The organism is Spirillospora sp. CA-294931 (genome assembly GCF_050946795.1).
GTDB lineage: Bacteria > Actinomycetota > Actinomycetes > Streptosporangiales > Streptosporangiaceae > Spirillospora.
In genome coordinates, this window is record NZ_CP192006.1 from 3,282,098 (window position 1) to 3,302,116 (window position 20,019).

At 76.1% G+C, this 20,019-nt stretch carries 2 protein-coding genes; one reads left to right on the forward strand and one right to left on the reverse strand.

What is annotated here, in order from left to right:
• Position 1 precedes the first annotated feature (1 nt).
• Positions 2-18,301 carry an SDR family NAD(P)-dependent oxidoreductase gene (locus ACQPY4_RS14665; protein WP_433336512.1) on the reverse strand — a complete coding sequence of 6,100 codons (18,300 nt, stop codon included), beginning with the start codon at positions 18,299-18,301 and terminating at the stop codon, positions 2-4.
• 187 nt (positions 18,302-18,488) lie between these two features.
• Here ACQPY4_RS14665 and ACQPY4_RS14670 point away from each other — a divergent pair, with 187 nt between their 5' ends.
• Positions 18,489-19,997, forward strand: a complete 1,509-nt coding sequence (locus ACQPY4_RS14670) for a peptide MFS transporter (RefSeq protein WP_433336514.1) — start codon at positions 18,489-18,491, stop codon at positions 19,995-19,997.
• Positions 19,998-20,019: the final 22 nt, after the last annotated feature.

Genomic DNA, 20,019 nt, shown 5'->3' on the forward strand with positions numbered 1-20,019 from the left:
CTCAGGAGCCGCCCAGCTCCTTGTCGATGAGGTCGAAGATCTCGTCGTCGGTCGCGTCCTCCAGCGCGGCGGCCGGGTTCCGCTCGTCCGCGCCGCCGACCGTGGTCAGCAGGTCGCGCAGGCGGTCGGCGAACCGGGACCGGGTGTCGTCGTCGAGCACGCCCGCCAGCTCGTCCTCCAGGCGCTCCAGCGTCGCCATGGCGTCGGGTGCGCCACCGGCCTCGACGCCGGCGGTCTCGCGCAGGTGCCGGGCCAGGGCGGACGGGGTCGGGTGGTCGAACAGCAGCGTGGACGGGAGCCGCTGCCCGAGCGCGGCGCCGAGCCGGTTGCGCAGCTCGACGGCCGTGAGCGAGTCGAAGCCCATGTCCATGAACCCCTGGTCGACCTCGACGGCGGCCGCCGTCGCGTGCCCGAGGGCCACCGCCGCCTCGGTGCGCACCAGGTCGAGCACGATCCGGTCCTGCTCGGGCCCGGAGCGGCCGGACAGCCGGGCGGCCAGGTCGCCCCCGGTGTCGCGCCGGGCCGGGGCCGTCCGGACCAGGCCGCGCAGCAGCGGCGGCAGCGAGTCCCGTGCCGCCAGCTCGCGCAGCACGGCCAGGTCGAGCCGGGCCGGGACGACCGACGGACGGTCCAGGCCGAGCGCCGCGTCCAGCAGCGCCAGGCCCTCGCCGGAGGAGAGCGGGGCGACGCCCGAGCGGGCCATCCGGGCGCGGTCGGCCTCGTCCAGCTCCTCGGCCATGCCGCCGGACTGCTCCCACAGCCCCCACGCCAGGGACACCGCCGGGAGGCCGGTGGCGCGGCGGTGGTGCGCGAGCGCGTCGAGGAAGGTGTTGGCGGCGGCGTAGTTGCCCTGCCCGGCGTTGCCGAGCACGCCCGCCAGCGACGAGTAGAGGACGAACGCGTCGAGGTCCAGATCCGCCGTGAGACGGTGCAGGTTCCACGCGGCGTCCACCTTGGGACGCAGCGCGGCCGCCAGCCGATCGGGGGTCAGCGAGCCGAGCACGCCGTCGTCCAGGACGCCCGCCGTGTGCACCACGCCGGTGAGCCGGTGGTCGGACGGGATGTCCCCGATGACCCGGGCGAGCGCGTCGCGGTCGGCCGCGTCGCACGCGACGACCCGCACCCGCGCGCCGTGCTCCTGGAGCTCGGCGGCCAGCTCGGCCGCGCCGGGCGCCGCCGGCCCCCTGCGTCCGGTGAGGACCAGATGCCGGACGCCGTGCCGGGTGACCAGGTGCCGCGCGACCAGCGCGCCGAGCGATCCGGTGCCCCCGGTCACCAGGACGGTGCCCTCGGGGTCGAAGGTGACCGGCGCCGGGTCGTCGGCGCCCACCCGCGCGAGCCTGGGCGCGTACGCCCGGCCCTCGCGCAGGGCGAGCTGGGGCTCGCCGGTGGCCAGCGCCGCCCCGATCGCCTCCTGGGACGCGGGCGTGCCGTCGGTGTCGAGCAGCACGAACCGTCCCGGGTTCTCGGTCTGCGCGGTGCGGACCAGGCCCCAGAGCGCGGAGGCGACCAGGTCGGGGGCCGTCCGCTCGTCGGCGGCCGCGATCGCCCCCCGGGTGAGGATCACCAGGCGGGGCCCGTCGCCGGGCCAATCCTGGAGCAGCGCCAGCGTCGTGGACGTGAGGGCGTGGACCTCGGAGTCGATGTCCCCGCCACCGCCGTCGGCGGCCGCCACGACGAAGTCCGCCGGGTCCTCCCCGAGCATCGCCCACGCCACCGGAGCGGACGTGGTGGGCACCGGGGCCCACTCGACGGCGAAGAGCGCGTTGCGGTGCGTCCCCAGACCGGCGGTGAGCGGCCGGGTGGCCAGCGACTCGGCCGCCGCCACGACCCGTCCGTCCGCGTCGGCGGCGACGATCTCGATGCCGTCGTCCGCGCCCAGGACCAGCCGGACGCGCAGCGCGTCCGCGCCGCCACCCGGGATCGTGACGCCGCTCCACGAGAACGGCAGCCTGACCGTCCCCTTGTGCGCCGCCATCGGGTGCAGGGCCGCGTCCAGCAGCGCGGGGTGCAGCGCGTACCCGTCGGACGCCTGCTCGGCGGGCAGCCGCACCTCGGCGTACACCGTGTCGCCGATCCGCCAGGCCGCCTCCAGCCCGCGGAACGCCGGGCCGTAGCCCAGGCCGCGCTCGGCCAGCTCGCCGTAGAGCCCGGCCGTGTCGAGCGGCTCGGTCCCGGGCGGCGGCCAGGTGCCGGTCAGGTCGGCCGGGGCCGGGACGGCGGGGGCGGCGTCGCCCAGCACCCCGGACGCGTGCCGCACCCACGGGGCGGACTCGTCCGTCCTGGCGTGGACGGTGATGTCGCGCCGCCCGTCCTCGCCCGCGCCCGACACCGCGACCTGGAGCCGCACCTCGCCGTGCTCGGGCAGGACGAGCGGGTTCTCCAGGGTCAGCTCCTCGACCCGCCCGGACCCGGCCCACGCGGCCAGGTCCAGGAACGCCGTCCCGGGGAACACCACGGCGTCCCCGACGGTGTGGTCGGCGAGCCAGCCCCGCGCCGCCACGCGGCCGGTCAGCACCCGGCCGTCGCCGCCCGCCAGGTCGAGGGCCGAGGTGAGCAGCGGGTGCCCGATGGTCGTCTCGGCGCGCGGCGCGGCGGGCGCGAGCCAGTAGCGGGAGTGCTGGAAGGCGTAGGTCGGCAGCGCGACGGGGCGCGCGCCGGGGAAGACGGCGGCCCAGTCCGGGACGGCATCGGACGCGACGGCCTGGGCGAGAGCTAGGGCGTAGGACTCTCGTTCGGGCCGATCGCGGCGGAGCGTCGCGGACCAGGCCGCCGAGCCTGCGGCCTCACCGGGGAGGCATTCGGGGGCGAGCGCGGTGAGCACCGCGTCCGGGCCCAGTTCGATGAAGGTCGTGACGCCTTCCTCGTGCAGGGTGCGCACGCCGTCGTGGAACCGCACGGCCTCGCGGACGTGCCGGACCCAGTAGGACGGGGAGGCCAGGTCCTCGTCGGCGGCGACCCCGCCGGTGAGGTTGGAGATCACCGGGATGGCGGGTGCCCGGTACGTCAGCCGCGCGGCGACCCGCTCGAACTCCTCCAGCATCCCGTCCATGTGCGGGGAGTGGAACGCGTGGCTGACCCGCAGCCGCCGCGTCCTGCCGCCGGTGCCCTCCCAGGCGGCGGCGACCGCGAGCACGGCGTCCTCGTCGCCGGACACCACGGTGGAGGCCGGGCCGTTGACCGTCGCGACCACGGCCCGCCCGTCGCCGGGGAGCAGCGCGCGGACGGCGGCCTCCGGCGCCTCCAGCGAGACCATCGCGCCGCCGGACGGCTGGGCCTGCATGAGCCGCCCGCGCGCCGCGACCAGCTCGGCGGCGTCCGGCAGGGACAGCACGCCCGCCGCGTGGGCGGCGGCCAGTTCCCCGATGGAGTGGCCGATCAGGAAGTCGGGCCGGACGCCGTGGTGCTCGGCCAGCCGGAACAGCGCGACCTCGACCGCGAACAGCGCGGCCTGGGTGTAGACGGTCTGGTCGAGGAGGCCGCCGGAGTCCTCGAACACGACCTCGGCCAGCGGGTGCTCCAGGTGCGGGTCGAGGTGGGCGGCGACCTCGTCGAAGGCGGCGGCGAAGACCTCGGAGGCGGCGTGCAGTTCCCGGCCCATGCCCGCGCGCTGCGCGCCCTGGCCGGTGAACATGAACGCGGTCTTGCCCGCCCGGCCACCCGGGACGACGGCGGGGGAGGGGCGGCCGTCGGCGAGCGCGCCGAGCGCGTCGAGCAGCGCCTCGCGGTCCGCGGCGACGGCGACCGCTCGCCGGTCGAGCGCGGGACGGGTCGTCCCCAGCGAGAAGCCGATGTCGGCCGGGCTCGCGCCGGGGTCCTCCAGGAGGTGACGGCGCAGCCGCCCGGCCTGCGCGCGCAGCGCGTCGTCGTCGCGCGCCGAGACCAGGAAGGGCATCGGGAACGGGGACCCGGCCCCGGCGGGCGCGTCGGCGGGCTCGTCGTCCGGGACGTGTTCGAGGATGACGTGGGCGTTGGTGCCGCTGATGCCGAACGACGAGACCGCCGTCCGGCGGGGCCGCCCGGTCTCCGGCCACGCGGTCTCCTCGGTCAGCAGCGCCATCGCGCCCGAGGCCCAGTCCACGTGCGGGGTCGGCTCGTCGGCGTGCAGGGTCCTGGGCAGGACGCCGTGCCGCATCGCCAGCACGGCCTTGATGACCCCGGCGACCCCGGCGGCGGCCTGCGCGTGCCCGATGTTCGACTTGAGCGAGCCGAGCAGCAGCGGCCGCTCGCGGTCGCGCCCGTAGGTGGCCATCAGGGCCTGCGCCTCGATCGGGTCGCCGAGCGAGGTCCCGGTGCCGTGCGCCTCGACGGCGTCCACCTCGCCCGCCGCCAGCCCCGCCGCGGCCAGCGCCTGGCGGATGACCCGCTGCTGCGAGGGGCCGTTCGGCGCGGTCAGCCCGTTGCTGGCGCCGTCCTGGTTGACGGCCGAGCCGCGCACGACCGCCAGCACCCGGTGCCCGTTGCGGCGGGCGTCCGACAGGCGCTCGACCACCAGCACGCCGACGCCCTCGGCCCAGGCGGCGCCGTCGGCCGAGGCGGAGAACGCCTTGCAGCGGCCGTCGGGCGACAGCCCGCGCTGGCGGCTGAACTCCACGAACAGCTCGGGCGTGGCCATCACCGTCACGCCGCCCGCCAGCGCCAGGTCGCACTCGCCGTTGCGCAGCGACTGCGCGGCCAGGTGCAGCGCGACCAGCGAGGACGAGCAGGCCGTGTCCACGGTGATGGCGGGGCCTTCGAGGCCGAGCGCGTAGGCGACCCGGCCGGAGGCGACGCTGCCGGTGTTGCCGGTGGCCAGGTAGCCCTCCAGCTCGTCGTGCGCGCCGCCGGGCCGCGAGTCGTACCCGCTCTTCATCAGGCCCGCGAACACCCCGGTCATCGAGCCGTGCAGGCCGAGCGGGTCGATCCCGGAGCGCTCGACGGCCTCCCACGCGACCTCCAGCAGCAGCCGCTGCTGCGGGTCGGCGGCCAGCGCCTCGCGCGGGCTCATCCCGAAGAACGCCGGGTCGAAGCCGGTGGCCCCGGCCAGGAACCCGCCGCGCCGCGTGTAGGACTTGCCGGGACGATCCGGGTCGGGGTCGTAGAGGTCCTCGACGTCCCAGCCCCGGTCGGACGGGAAGTCGCCGGTGGCGTCCACGCCGTCGGCGACCAGCCGCCACAGGTCATCGGGCGAGTCCACCCCGCCGGGGTAGCGGCAGGCCATGCCCACGATCACGATCGGGTCGCCGTCGGCCGCGACCGGCGCGGCGACCGCCGCTTCGGGGGCCGCGCCCAGCAGCTCCGCGCCGAGGAACGCGGCCAGCGCCGACGGGGTCGGGTGGTCGAACACCACGGTCGCGGGCAGCCGGAGCCCGGTCGCGGCGCCGAGCCGGTTGCGCAGCTCGACCGAGGTCAGCGAGTCGAAGCCCAGCTCGGTGAACGCCCGGTCGGGGGCGACCGCGTCCGTCCCCGAGTGGCCGAGGATCCCGGCCACCTGGGCGCGGACGATCCCGGCCAGCTCCTCGGCGGCCTTCTCGGGCGGCAGGCCCGCCAGCCGCCCGGCCAGTCCGCCGTCCTCGGCGGGCGCGGCCGTGACGGCGGCGGCCCGCCGGATCGGCGCGCGGACCAGGCCGCGCAGCAGCGGCGGCACCTCCGGGGCGTTCCTGGGCGCGACCGCGTCCAGGCGGAACGGGACCAGCACCGCGTCGCCGTGCCCGAGCGCGGCGTCGAACAGTTCCAGGCCGCGTCCGGCGCTCATCGGCGCGACGCCGGCGCGGGCCAGCCGCGCCAGGTCGGCCGCGCTCAGATGCCCGGTCATCTCGCTGGACTGCTCCCACAGGCCCCAGGCCAGCGACGTCGCGGGCAGTCCGCGCGCGCGGCGCCGCGCGGCCAGGCCGTCGAGGAAGGCGTTGGCCGCCGCGTAGGCGCCCTGCCCCGCCGTGCCGACCGTCCCGGCGATCGAGGAGAACAGCACGAACGCGGCGAGGTCGAGGCCCGCCGTCAGCTCGTCGAGGATCGCGGCGGCGTCCGCCTTGACCCGCAGGACGGCGGCGGCGCGCTCGGCGGTCTGGCCGGTCACCGGCGCGTCGTCCAGGACGCCCGCCGCGTGCACGACGGCCCTCAGCGGGTGCTCGTCCGGGATGTCGGCCAGGACCCGCGCCACCGAGTCGCGGTCGGCCGCGTCGCAGGCCGCCAGCGTCACCTCGGCGCCGAGCCCGCGCAGCTCCTCGGCCAGCTCGCCCGCGCCGGGCGCCGCCGCCCCGCGCCTGCTGGCCAGCACCAGCCGCGTGACGCCGTGCACGGTCACCAGGTGCCGGGCGAGCAGGACGCCGAGCGTGCCGGTGCCGCCCGTGATCAGCACGGTGCCGTCCAGCGAGAGACGTTCGGCGGCCTGGGGCGCTCGGGTCAGGCGCGGGACGAAGGGCGCGCCGTCGCGCAGCGCCACCTGCGGCTCGGCCGTCGTGGCGCTCGAGCGCAGGTTCCGTTCCGAAGCCTCGGAGCCGTCCAGGTCGACCAGGCCGAACCGTCCCGGGTGCTCGGTCTGCGCGACACGGACCAGCCCCCAGACCGCCGCCTGGCCGAGATCGGTGACCTCGTCGCCCGGCCGCGCCGCGACGGCGCCCCGCGTCACGACGACCAGCCTCGGGCCGTCCTCGGCCAGCCGGCCCTGGAGCAGCGCCAGCGCCCCGGCGACCGCCTCGTCCGCCGGGAGGCCGGGCGCCAGTTCCGCGAACTCGGTCTCGGCGGTCTCCTCGTCGAGGGCGGGCCCGGCGGTCCAGTCGACCCGGAACAGGGCGCCCTCGGCGCCGCCCGCCCGTTGCGCGAGCGCCGCCACGTCCACCGGCCGCAGGGTCAGAGCGCCGACCGACGCGACGGCGTTCCCGGCCTGGTCGGCCACGGCCAGCGCGACGCCGTCGCGGCCCTCGGGCGTCAGCCGCACCCGCAGCGCGCCCGCGCCCGCGGAGTGCAGGGACGCCTCCGACCAGGAGAAGGGCAGCAGGCCCTCCGCGCGGTCGCCGAGCAGCCCGAGGACGATCGGGTGCAGCGCCGCGTCGAGCAGCGCCGGGTGCAGGCCGAACTCCGGTGCCTCGATGTCGTCGGCCGCGATCTCGGCGAAGACCTCGCCGCCGCGCCGCCAGGCCGCCCGCAGGCCCCGGAACGACGGGCCGTAGCCGTACCCGGCGGCGTCCAGCCGCTCGTACGCGCCGTCCAGGTCGATCGGGTCCGCCCCGGGCGGCGGCCACGCGCCCTGGTCGGACCACGCGGCCGGGAGCTCGCCCGGCGCGACGGTCCCGGAGGCGTGCCGCGTCCAGGGCTCGTCCGCGCCCGCCCGGGAGTGGACGGTCACCGGCCGCCGCCCGCCGTCTCCGGGCTCGCCGACGGCGACCTGGATCCGGACGGACGACTCGGCGCCCAGCGCCAGCGGCGCCTCCAGCGTCAGGTCCTCGACCCGGTCGCAGCCGACCTCGCGCGCCGCGTGCAGCACCGACTCCAGGAACGCGGTCCCCGGCAGCAGCACGGTCCCGCCGACGGAGTGGTCGGCGAGCCAGGGGCTCGTGGCGTGCGAGACCAGCCCGCTGAACAGGCGCTCGTCGCGTCCCGCCGGGGCGAGCGCGGCCCCCAGCAGCGGGTGGCCCGAGGCGTCCAGCCCCGCCGCGCCGACGTCGCCCGCCGACTCGGCCGGGGCGTCCAGCCAGTACCGCTCGCGCTGGAAGGCGTAGGTCGGCAGGTCGACCCGGCGGCCGCCGGGCAGCGCCCTGGCCCAGTCGACCGGCACGCCGAGCGTGAACGCCTCGGAGACCGAGCCGAGGAACCGGTCCAGCCCGCCCTCGTCGCGGCGCAGCGAGCCGAGAGTGATCGCGTCCGGGTGCCCGGCGGCGTCGATGCTCTCCTGCACTCCGACCGTCAGCACCGGGTGCGGGCTGGCCTCGATGAACGCGCCGTGCCCGGAGTCGAGCAGCGCCCGGGTCGTGTCCGCGAACCGCACCGGCTCGCGCAGGTTGCGGTACCAGTAGACGGCGCCCAGCGCGGAGCCCTCCATCGGGGCGGCCGTGACGGAGGAGTAGAACGGGATCTCGGCGCGGCGCGGCTGGACCGGCGACAGCAGGTCCAGGATGTCGTCGCGGACGGCCTCCACATGCGGGGAGTGGGAGGCGTAGTCCACCGGCACCAGCCGGAACCTGACCCCCTCCGCCTCGCAGGCGGCGCCGAACGCCTCCAGCGCCTCGGGATCGCCCGAGATCACCGTCGAGCCGGAGCCGTTGACCGCCGCGACGGCGAGCCGTCCGGCCCAGCGCTCGGCCAGCCGTTCCTCCACCGTCGCGGCGGGCAGTGCCACCGAGGCCATGCCGCCCGTCCCGGCGAGCCTGCCCAGCGCCTGGCTGCGCAGCGCGACGATCATGGCGGCGTCCGCCAGGGACAGGGCGCCCGCCACATGCGCGGCGGCGATCTCGCCCTGCGAGTGGCCGACGACGGCGGCGGGCTCGACACCGTAGGAGCGCCACAGCCCGGCCAGCGAGACCATGACGGCGAACAGCGCGGGCTGGACGACGTCCACGGCCTCCAGCGCCCGCTCGTCGCCGAGGATCTCCGTCAGCGACCACGGCACGTGGGGGGCGAGCGCGTCGCCCGCCTCCCGCAGCCGCGCGGCGAACGCCGGGGACTGCGCCGCGAGGTCGAGCGCCATGCCGGTCCACTGCGAGCCCTGGCCGGGGAAGACGAACACGGTCCTGCCGACCTCGCCCGCCACGCGCAGCGGCGGCTCGGGCTCGCCGGTCGCCAGCGCGTCCAGGCCGCGCAGCAGCTCGGCGCGCTCGCCGCCGAGGATCACCGCGCGGTGCTCCATGGCCGCGCGGCCGGTCGCCAGGGTGTACCCGACGTCCACCGGGGACAGATCTCCCACCCGCGCTGTCAGCCGCGCCGCCTGCTCCCGTAGGGCACCCTCGCTACGAGCCGAGACCACCCACGGGACGACCGCGGGCGAGTCCGCCTTCGCGGTGGCGTCGCCCTCGGCGGGCCCCCGGCCGCTCGGGCGCGCCGCGTTCTCGCGGAGCGCGGCGTCGCCGCCGGCGGAGACGACCCGCGCGGACGGGGCCACCTCCGGGGCGGCGGGGTCCTCGGCTGGGGGTTGCTCGATGATGACGTGGGCGTTGGTGCCGCTGACGCCGAAGGAGGACACGGCGGCGCGGCGGGGACGGTCGTTCTCGGGCCATGTGGTCGGCTCGGTCAGGAGCCTGACGGCCCCGGCGTCCCAGTCGACGTGCGGGGTGGGCTCGTCGACGTGCAGGGTGCGCGGCAGCGTGCCGTGCCGCATCGCCATGATCATCTTGATGATCCCGGCGGCGCCCGCCGCGGCCTGGGTGTGCCCGATGTTGGACTTGATCGACCCGAGCCAGAGCGGCCGGTCGCCGTCGCGGTCGCTGCCGTAGGTGGACATCAGCGCCTGGGCCTCGATCGGGTCGCCCAGCCGGGTGCCGGTGCCGTGCGCCTCGACGGCGTCGACCCCGGTGGGCTCCAGCCCCGCCTGGGCGAGCGCCTGCCGGATCACCCGCTCCTGCGCGGGCCCGCTCGGCGCGGTCAGGCCGTTGCTGGCGCCGTCCTGGTTGACGGCCGTCCCCCGGACGACCGCCAGCACCGGGTGGCCGTTGCGGCGCGCGTCCGAGAGCCGCTCCAGCAGCAGGACGCCCGCGCCCTCGCCCCAGCCCGTCCCGGCGGCGTCGGACGAGAACGCCCGGCACCGCCCGTCGGGCGACAGGCCGCGCTGGCGGCTGAACTCGATGAACGTCGCCGGGGTGGACATCACGGTGGCGCCGCCCGCCACCGCCATCGAGCACTCGCCGTTGCGCAGGGCCTGCGCGGCCAAGTGCACCGCGACCAGCGACGACGAGCACGCCGTGTCGACCGTGACGGCCGGTCCCTGCAACCCGTACAGGTAGGAGATCCGGCCGGACGCCACGCTGCCCCGGCTCCCGTTCCCCAGGTAGCCCTCCAGGTTCTGCGGCGCCTGCCGCACCCGGGAGCCGTAGTCGTAGTACATGATCCCGGTGAAGACCCCGGTCGGGCTGCCGCGCAGGCTCGACGGGTCGATGCCCGCCCGCTCCATGGCCTCCCACACCGTCTCCAGCAGCAGCCGCTGCTGCGGGTCCATCGCCAGCGCCTCGCGCGGGCTGATCCCGAAGAAGGCCGGGTCGAAGCCGTCGGCGTCGTAGAGGAAGCCGCCGCCGCGCGCGTAGGTCGTCCCGGCGTGGTCGGGGTCCGGGTCGAACAGCGACGCCAGGTCCCAGCCCCGGTCGGACGGGAACTCGCCGATCGCGTCCGTGCCGGTCGCGACCAGGTTCCACAGGTCCTCGGGCGTGGTGATCCCGCCGGGGTAGCGGCACGCCATGCCCACGATCACGATCGGGTCGTCCGCGTCGGCGGCGCGCACCGGCGCCGCGGCGACCGTCGCCCGCTCCGCCTCGGGCAGCGCCCGGCCGCGCAGATACTCGACCAGTTCCTCCGGCGTCGGGTGGTCGAACACCAGCGTGGCGGGCAGCCGGAGCCCGGTGGCGGTGATCAGCCGGTTGCGCAGCTCGACCGAGGTCAGCGAGTCAAAGCCCAGCTCCTTGAACGCGCGGCCCAGCCCGATCGACTCTGGCGACGCGTGCCCGAGCACGGCCGCGACCTGGGAGCGGACCAGATCGAGCACGGCGTGCTCGCGCTCGGACTCCGGCAGCCCGGCCAAGCGCTCGCCCCAGCCCGAGCCGCCGCCCGTTCCGGCGGTCGCGGCGCGCCGCACGGGCGCGCCGACCAGGCCGCGGAACAGGGCGGGCGCCCGCTCGCCCTGGTCGCGCACGCCCGCCAGGTCGAGCCTGGCGGGCAGCGCGAAGGGCGCGTCCAGGGTCAGCGCCGTGTCGAACAGCGCGAGGCCGAGTTCGGCGGGCAGCGGCAGCACGCCGCCGCGCCGCATCCGCTCGACGTCGCGGTCGTCCAGCGTCGAGGCCATGCCGCCGTCCTGCTCCCACAGGCCCCACGCCAGCGAGATCGCGGGCATGCCGCTCGCGTGGCGGTGCCGGGCCAGGGCGTCCAGGAAGGCGTTGGCGGCGGTGTAGCTGGCCTGCCCCGGGTTGCCGAGCGTCGCGGTCACCGACGAGAACAACACGAACGCGGCGAGGTCGGCGTCGCGGGTCAGCTCGTGCAGGTTCCAGGCGGCGTCCGCCTTGGGCCGCAGCACCGCGTCCAGCCGCTCGGGGGTCAGCGCGCCGAGCACCCCGTCGTCGAGCGTGCCCGCCGCGTGGATCACGGCGGTCAGCGGGTGCTCGGCCGGGATCGCCGCCAGTGTCCGGGCCAGCGCGTCGCGGTCGGCCGCGTCGCAGGCCGCGATCGTCACCTCGGCGCCGTGCGCGCGCAGCGCCGCCTCGATCTCCCCGGCCCCGTCCGCGCCGGGTCCGCGCCTGCTCGTCAGCAGCAGCCGACGGACGCCGTGCCGGGTCACCAGCCGCTCGGCGATCAGACGGCCGAGCGACCCGGTGCCGCCCGTGATGAGAACCGTCCCCTCGGGGTCCAGGGCACGGGCCTCGGTGGCGGGGGCGGGCAGGTTGCGGGTGAGCCTCGGCGCGAGCGCCGATCCCGCGCGCAGGGCCAGCTGCGGTTCGCCCGTGGCGAGCGCGGCGGCGACGGTGTCGCGAGCGGGCTCGTCCTCGTCCAGGTCGAGCAGGAGCAGCCGTCCCGGGTTCTCCGCCTGCGCGGTCCGCACCAGGCCCCAGACCGGCGACTCGGCGAGACCGGGCACGTCGTCCCCGGCCCCGGTCGCGACGGCGCCGCGCGTGACCACGGCCAGCCGGGACGTGGCCAGTTCGTCGTCGGCCAGGAAGTCCTGGACGGCGCGCAGCGCCTCCCGCGCCGCGATGTGCGCGCGCTCGGCGACGGTCCCCTCGGTGGGACGGGGGACCGGGAACACCACCACATCGGGGTCGCGCTCCTCGGCCGGGCCCGTCGGCACGGCCTTCCACTCGACGCCGAACAGCGCCTCGTGCCGGACCGGGACGGCGAGCCGGTCCGCCGAGACCGCCCTCAGGTCGAGCCGCTCGACCGAGACCACCGGGTCCCCGGCCGGATCGGTCATGGTCAGCGACACCGCGTCGGCACCGTCGAACCGGACGCGCACCCGCAGGTCCGTCGCGCCGGTCGCGTGCCGGGCGACGCCCGTCCAGGCGAACGGGAGCCGGGGAGCGGCCGCGTCGCCGCCGTCGGCCAGGACCGCGAGATGCAGCGCGGCGTCGAGCAGGGCCGGGTGGACGCCGAACGCCCCGGCGTCGTCGCGCAGGTCCGGCGTCAGGGCGATCTCGGCGAACCGCTCGTCGCCGCTGCGCCACGCGGCCCGCACGCCCTGGAAGGCGGGGCCGTAGGCGTAGCCCTGTGCCGCGAGCCGCTCGTAGAGGTCCGCCAGGTCGACGGGCTCGGCGTCGTCGGGCAGCCAGCCCGCGCCGGGGGCAGCGGGGGCGGCGGGCGCCGACAGGTGGCCGGAGGCGTGGCGCGTCCAGACCGCGTCGGGGTCCCCGGAGGTCCGCGAATGGACGGCCACCGGGCGCCGCCCGGCTCCGTCCACGGCGCCGATCGAGAGCTGGAGCTGGACCGCGCCGGTCGCGGGCAGCGCGAGGGGCGACTCCAGCGTCAGCTCGTCCACCCGGCCCGCGCCGATCCGCTCGCCCGCGTGCAGGGCCATGTCGACGAAGGCGGTCCCGGGGAGCAGCACCGTGCCCGCGATGACATGGTCGGCCAGCCAGGGATGGGAGTCGAGCGACAGGCGCCCGGTGAAGACCGAGGTGTCCTGGTCGGCCAGCGGCATCGAGGCGCCCAGGAACGCGTGGTCGCCCTTGGCCAGCCCGAGCGCGTCCGGGTCCTCGCTCGTCGCGGAGCCGATCCAGTAACGCTGCCGCTGGAACGGGTAGGTCGGCAGGTCGACCAGGCGGCCGGGCAGGACGGTGCTCCAGTCGACGTCGGCACCGGCGACATGCGCCTTGGCCACGGCTCCCAGGAGTGTCTCCGTCTGGGACCCGTCCCGCCGCTGCGCCGGGATGACCGCCGCCTCGGCCTCGCCGAGCGTCTCGTGGACGGGCGGGGTGAGCGCCGGGGCGGGGCTGATTTCGAGGTAGCGGGTGACGTCGTTGGCGTGGAGGGTCTCGATTCCCTGCTGGAAGCGGACGGTTCCGCGCAGGTGGTCGGCCCAGTAGTCGGGGGTGATCGCCTCGTGGGGTCGTCCGGTGAGGTTGGAGATGAGGGGGATGCGGGGCGGGTGGTGCGCGATGTGCGCGATCGCCTCACGGAACCGGTCGAGGATCGGGTCCATGTCGGGGGAGTGGAAGGCGTGGCTGACGTCCAGCCGCCGGGTCTTGCGCCCCCGCTCCTCGAAGTGGCGGGCGACGGCCTCGTCGCCGGAGATGACCAGGGAGGTGGGGCTGTTGATCGCGGCGATGGAGATGTCGGCGTCGATTTCCTCGGGGGTGGCCTGGATCGCGGTCATGGCGCCGCCCGCGGGGGCCGCCTGCATGAGGCGGGCCCGGACGGTGACCAGCTCGGCGGCGTCGGGCAGCGAGAGAATCCCGGCGACGTGCGCGGCGGTGATCTCGCCGATGGAGTGCCCGATGAGGTAGTCGGGGGCGAGGCCCCAGGATTCCAGGAGCCGGTAGAGCGCGGTCTGGTAGGCGAAGAGCACGGGCTGGGTGTGCTCGGTCCGGGCCAGAGCCTCGTCGGTGCCCTCGAACATGAGGGTCTTGACGGGCAGTTCGAAGTGGCCGGTGACCTCGTCGAGTGCGGCGGCGAAGACCGGGTGGGCCTCGTAGAGGTCGCGTCCCATTCCGGGGTGCTGGCTGCCCTGGCCCGAGAACATGAAGGCCGTGCGCCCGGGGAGCGGCGATTCGCCCTGGACGAGAGACGCGAGCGCGGCGTCCCGGTCCGCGCCGAGGATCACGGCGCGGCGCTGGAAGTGGGATCGGTGGTTGGCGAGGGTGTGGGCGATGTCGCCGGGGTCGGCGTCGGTGATCGCGGCGAGTCGCCTGGCCTGGGCCCGCAGGGCCTCGTCGGTCTTGGCGGACAGCAGCCAGGGTCCGGACGGGCGGTTCTGCGTGGGTGGTGCCTCTTGGGCGGGAGGCTGCTGGAGGATGACGTGGGCGTTGGTGCCGCTGATCCCGAAGGAGGAGACGGCGGCGCGGCGCGGGCGCTCGGTCTCGGGCCACGGAGTGTTGTCGGTGAGAAGCCGGACGGCGCCGGTCTCCCAGTCGACGCGCGGGCTGGGCTCGTCGGCGTGCAGGGTGCGGGGCAGCAGGCCATTGCGCAGGGCCAGGGTCATCTTGATGATCCCGGCGATGCCCGCCGCCGCCTGGGTGTGGCCGATGTTGGATTTGATCGAGCCGAGCCAGAGCGGGTTTTCGCGGTCCTGGCCGTAGGTGGCGAGCAGGGCCTGAGCCTCGATGGGGTCGCCCAAGGTCGTTCCCGTGCCGTGGCCTTCGACGGCGTCGATATCGGACGGCTCCAGCCCGGCCGTGGCGAGGGCCTGGCGGATGACGCGCTGCTGCGACGGCCCGTTGGGGGCGGTGAGGCCGTTGCTGGCGCCGTCCTGGTTGATGGCACTCCCGGCGATCACCGCGAGGATCGGGTGGCCGTTGCGCCGCGCGTCCGACAGCCGCTCCAGCAGAAGCACGCCCGCGCCCTCGGCCCAGCCCGTCCCGTCCGCGCCGGCCGAGTAGGGCTTGCAGCGGCCGTCGGGGGACAGGCCGCGCTGGCGGGCGAACTCCACGAACATCCCGGGCGTCGCCATGACGGTGACGCCGCCCGCCAGCGCCAGCTCGCACTCGCCGCCGCGCAGCGACTGGGCCGCCAGATGGATCGCGACCAGCGAGGACGAGCAGGCGGTGTCCACGGTGACGGCCGGGCCTTCGAGACCGAGCGCGTAGGCGACCCGGCCCGAGATCACGCTCGGGGTGCTGCCGGTCAGCATGTATCCGGCCACGCCCTCGCGCTGGTCGTGCAGGCGGGGGCCGTACTCCATCGTGGTGGCGCCGACGAAGGCTCCGGTGAGGCTGCCGCGCAGCGTCGCGGGGTCGATCCCGGCGCGTTCGAGCGCCTCCCACGAGGTCTCCAGCAGCAACCGCTGCTGCGGGTCCATCGCGGCGGCCTCGCGCGGGCTGATCTCGAAGAACTCGGGGTCGAAGCGGTCGGCGCCGTCGACGAACCCGCCGTGGCGCGTGTAGGTGGCCTCGATGGGCAGGTCCCAGCCCCGGTCGGTGGGGAACTCGGTGATCGCGTCGGTGCCCGACACGACCAGGTCCCAGAGCGCGGCCGGGTCGGTGACGCCGCCCGGGTAGCGGCAGCCGATGCCCACGATGGCGATCGGCTCGTCGGCGGCATGGCGGGGCGATGGGGACCCGGCCGGGGTCTCCTCACCCAGAAGCTCGGTCGTCAGGCGCTGGACCAGCGCGGCCGGGGTCGGGTGGTCGTAGACCAGGGTGTCGGGCAGGCTCACCCCCGCCGCCTCGGCGAGGCGGGTGCTCAGCTCGACGGCGAGCATCGAGTCCAGGCCCAGGTCCTTGAAGGGGCGGCCGGGGACGATCTCGTCGTGGCCGAGCACCAGCGCGACCTGGCCGAGCACCAGTTCCAGCAGCAGCCGCTCGCGTTCGCTCGGCGACGCGTCCGCCAGCCGCGCCCCGAATCCGGTGGGCACGGCGGGCGCGGGCTGCTCGGGGGCGTCGTCGAGCCAGTAGGCCCGGTGCTCGAACGCGTACGTGGGCAGGCCGACCCGCCGCACGCCCCGTCCCGAAAGCACCGTCTCCCAGTCGACCGGGACCCCGGCGACGTGGGCCTGGGCCAGTCCCCGGACGAGCGTTCCGGTCTCCGGGCGGTTCCGGCGCGCGAGCGGGATCGCGGCGGCGCCCGCCCCCGCCGAGGAGCGGACCGCCGGGGTGAGGACGGCGTCCGGGCCGAGCTCGACGAACGCGGTGGTCCCGGCCTCGGCGAGCGTGCGCAGGCCGTCGTGGAAACGCACCGCCCCGCGCAGGTGCCGCACCCAGTAGTCCGGCGAGCGCAGCTCCTCCTCGGTGGCGGTCCGGCCGGTGACGTTGGAGATCACCGGGATCGCGGGCGGGTGGTAGTCCAGGTTCGCGGCGAACGCGCGGAACTCCTCCAGGACCGAGTCCATGTGGTGCGAGTGGAACGCGTGGCTGACGCGCAGCACGGTGGTCTTGCGTCCCTGCGCGCGCCACTCCTCGCCGAGCGCGAGCACGGCCTCGCGGTCGCCGGAGACGACCGTGGCCGCGGGGCCGTTGACGGCGGCGATCCCGACGTCCGCGCGGCCGTCCAGCAGCGCCGCGACCTCGTCCTCCGAGGCCCGGACCGACAGCATCGCGCCCCCGGCGGGCGCGGACTGCATGAGCCGCCCGCGCTCGGTCACCAGCGCGCACGCGTCCTCCAGCGACAGGACGCCGCTGACGTGGGCGGCGGCCAGCTCCCCGATCGAGTGGCCGATGAGGTGGCCGGGCCGGACGCCCCAGCCCTCAAGCAGCCGGTAGAGCGCGACTTCGAACGCGAACAGGGCGGTCTGCGTGACGGCCGTCTGGTTCAGGGGTTCCGCGTCCTCGGCGAACATCAGGTCCTTGAGCCCGGGGTCGAGATGGGCGAGGACCTCGTCGAGCGCCGCGGCGAATGCGGGGACGGTCTCGTACAGGTCCTGGCCCATCCCGGCGCGCTGCGAGCCCTGCCCGGAGAACAGGAACGCCGTGGTGCCCGGGACGGTCCTGCCCTGGACGACGTCGGCCGCGGCCTCGCCTCGGGCCAGGGCGTCCAGCCCGGCCAGCAGCCCGTCGCGGTCGGTGCCGACGATCGCCGCGCGGTGCTCGAAGGCCGTCCGGGTGGTGGCCAGCGCGACGGCGACCTCGTGGGCCCCGGCCTCCTCGTCAGCCGAGAGCCGGTCGCGCAGGCGGGCGGCCTGGGCGCGCAGGGCGGGCTCGGTCCTGGCGGACACCAGCCACGGCGTGGACGGGGGCGGCGCGGCCCGTTCGACCGAGGGCACGGCGGGCGGCTCGCCCAGGACGAGATGGCAGTTGGTGCCGCCCATGCCGAACGAGCTGACGCCCGCGACCAGCGGCGCGTCCCCGTCCGGCCACGGCTCCAGGGACGTCTGGACGCGCAGCCGCAGGTCGTCCAGCGGGATGGCCGGGTTGGGCGTCGCGAAGTTCAGGCTCGGGGCCAGCAGCCGGTGCCGGATGCTCAGCACGGCCTTGAGCAGGCCGACGATGCCCGCCGCACCCTCCAGATGCCCGACGTTGGTCTTGGCCGAGCCGACCCGCAGCGGCCGGTCGGCCGGGCGTCCCGCGCCCAGGGCCGCGCCGAGCGCGGCGGCCTCGACCGGGTCGCCGCGCCGGGTGCCGGTGCCGTGCAGCTCGACGTACTGCACGTCCTGCGGGCGCACGCCCGCCCTGGCACAGGCGCGGCGCAGCACGTCCTCCTGCGCCTCGGCGCTCGGCACGGTCAGGCCCGAGGCGGGCCCGTCGTTGTTCAGCGCGCCGCCGAGGATCACGCACAGGACCGGGTCGCCGTCGGCGAGGGCGCGCTCCAGCGGCTTGAGGACGACCGCGCCGCCGCCCTCACCGCGCACGTACCCGTTGGCGCGGGCGTCGAAGGTGAAGCACTCGCCGTCGGGCGACAGCCCGCCGAACCGCCGGGTGATCAGGGCGCTCTCGGCGAGGATGTTGAGGTTGACGCCGCCGGCGACCGCCAGGTCCGACTCGCCCGAGCGCAGGCTCTCCGCCGCCATGTGCACCGCGACCAGCCCGGACGACTGCGCGGCGTCCAGCGACATGCTCGGCCCGCGCAGGCCCAGCGAGTACGAGATCCGGTTGGCGATCATGCTCCGGGAGACCCCGGTGATCGTGTGCGCGCCGATGGCGTCCGGGCCCTTACGGTGGGTCAGCGCGGCGTAGTCGTCCCAGATCGACCCGACGAACACGCCGGTCCTGCCGCCGCGCAGCGTCGCCGGGATGATCCCCGCGTCCTCCAGCGCCTCCCAGCTCAGCTCCAGCATGAGCCGCTGCTGCGGGTCCATGCCCGCGGCCTCGCGCGGGGAGATGCCGAAGAAGGCCGGGTCGAACAGGTCGATCCGGTCCAGGAACGCCCCGCGCCGGGGCGCGCCCTCGACCTCCCAGCGTCCTTCGGGCACCTCGGTGACGGCGCTGCGGCCTTCGCGCAGCAGCCGCCAGAAGGCGTCCGGGTCCGGGGCCATCGGGAGGCGGCACGCGACCCCGATGATCGCGATCGCGCCCTCGTCCCGCACCGATTCGGTCCTGTTACCCCTCATGGCCCGGCACCTCTCACGGCTGTGGACGGTGTTGCTCCATCGCGGGCCACCCTGCTGAGGTGCGCTGGAGAGATCCTCGGACCTCGCTGTAGAGCCCGGTTCGGGCGGTCGCCCCGGTCTCCAGCGGGCGTCGAAGAGGGCCGGTCACTGTGTCCGCAAGGCTCGTGACCGGCTGGAGGACGGATAGATGACCACAAGCGAACCGACGACCCGGCCCCTCGCGGCCCCCGAGGGCCGGGCGTCCGCCAAGCCGCCGGGACGGTCGCGGTGGTTCACGACGCTGTTCCTCACCGACGTCTGGGAGCGGTTCAGCTTCTACGGGATGCAGGCGATCCTCGTCCTGTACGCGGCCGCGCCCCAGAGCGAGGGCGGCCTGGGCCTCCCCAAGGCCACGGCGGCCGCCATGTTCGGCATCTACATGGCGACGATCTTCATGCTCGCGCTGCCGGGCGGCTGGCTCGGCGACCGGGTGCTCGGCGAACGCCGCGCCGTCATGTACGGCGGGATCACCATCGCCGCCGGTCACTACTGCATGGCGCTGCCGGTGAAGGGCTGCACCTATCTCGGGCTGCTGCTGATCGGCGTGGGCACCGGCGTGCTCAAGCCGAACATGAGCGGGCTGCTGACCCGCTTCTACGGGCGCGGCGAGTCGGTGCAGCGGGAGGCGAGCTTCTCGGTCTTCTACATGAGCGTCCAGGTCAGCGCACTGCTCGCGCCGCTGGTCACCGGCTATCTGGGCGAGCGGGTCAGCTGGCACGCCGGGTTCATGGCCGCCGGGGTCGGGATGACGTTCGGGGTGATCCAGTTCGCGGCCGGGGCGCGCCACTTCGGCGACGTGGGCGCGGCGCCCGGCCGTCCGGCCTCGCGGGCCGAACTCTGGTCGGCGGGGCGCAAGCCGCTGGCCTGCCTGGCGGTGGCCGGGGTGCTGTTCGGCGCCGACCTCGCCGCGGGCACGTTCCAGATCGAGCACGTCCTGGCGGGCCTCGGCCTGGTCGCCTTCGTGGTGCCGTTCATCGGGTACGCCTCACTGCGCCGCCACCCCGACCTGGACGCGGAGGCACGGACCCGACTCGGCGCCTACACGTGGCTGCTGCTGGCCGCCGCGCTGTTCTGGATGGGCGTCGGGCAGGCCGGGTCGCTGCTCAACCTGTTCGCCAAGAACTCCACCGACCGGGGCGTGTCGGGGTTCGTCATCCCGGCGGCCTGGTTCCAGTCGGCGATCCCGCTCTTCATCCTGATGACCGCCCCGCTGTTCGCCGTCCTGTGGCTGCGTCTGGGGCCGCGCGCGTCGGTCCGGCTCAAGTTCACGGTGGGTCTCGGCTTCGCCGGGGCCGGGTTCCTGATCATGGCCGCCGCGGCCGCCGCGGCGGCGGACGGCCACAAGGTCTCGCCCCTGTGGCTCGTCGCCGTCTTCCTGATGCTGGCCTGCGGGGAGATCACCCTCGGGCCGGTCGGCATCGCCGCGGCGGCCGACGCCGCACCGCCCGCGTTCCGCGGCCGGGTCATCGGCCTGTGGTGGCTGTTCTGCGCGCTCGGCGTCGCGGTCGGCAGCCGCGTCGTCCTGCTCACCAAGGTGCTGCCCGACAGCGTCTACTACCTCCTCGTCGGCGTCCTGGCCGCAGCGGGAGCCGCGGCGCTGGCCGTCTGGGGGCGCCGCATCGGCCGGATCATGGCCTACGACACCCACAGCCGCTGATCCTCGACTCCACATCGAGGCT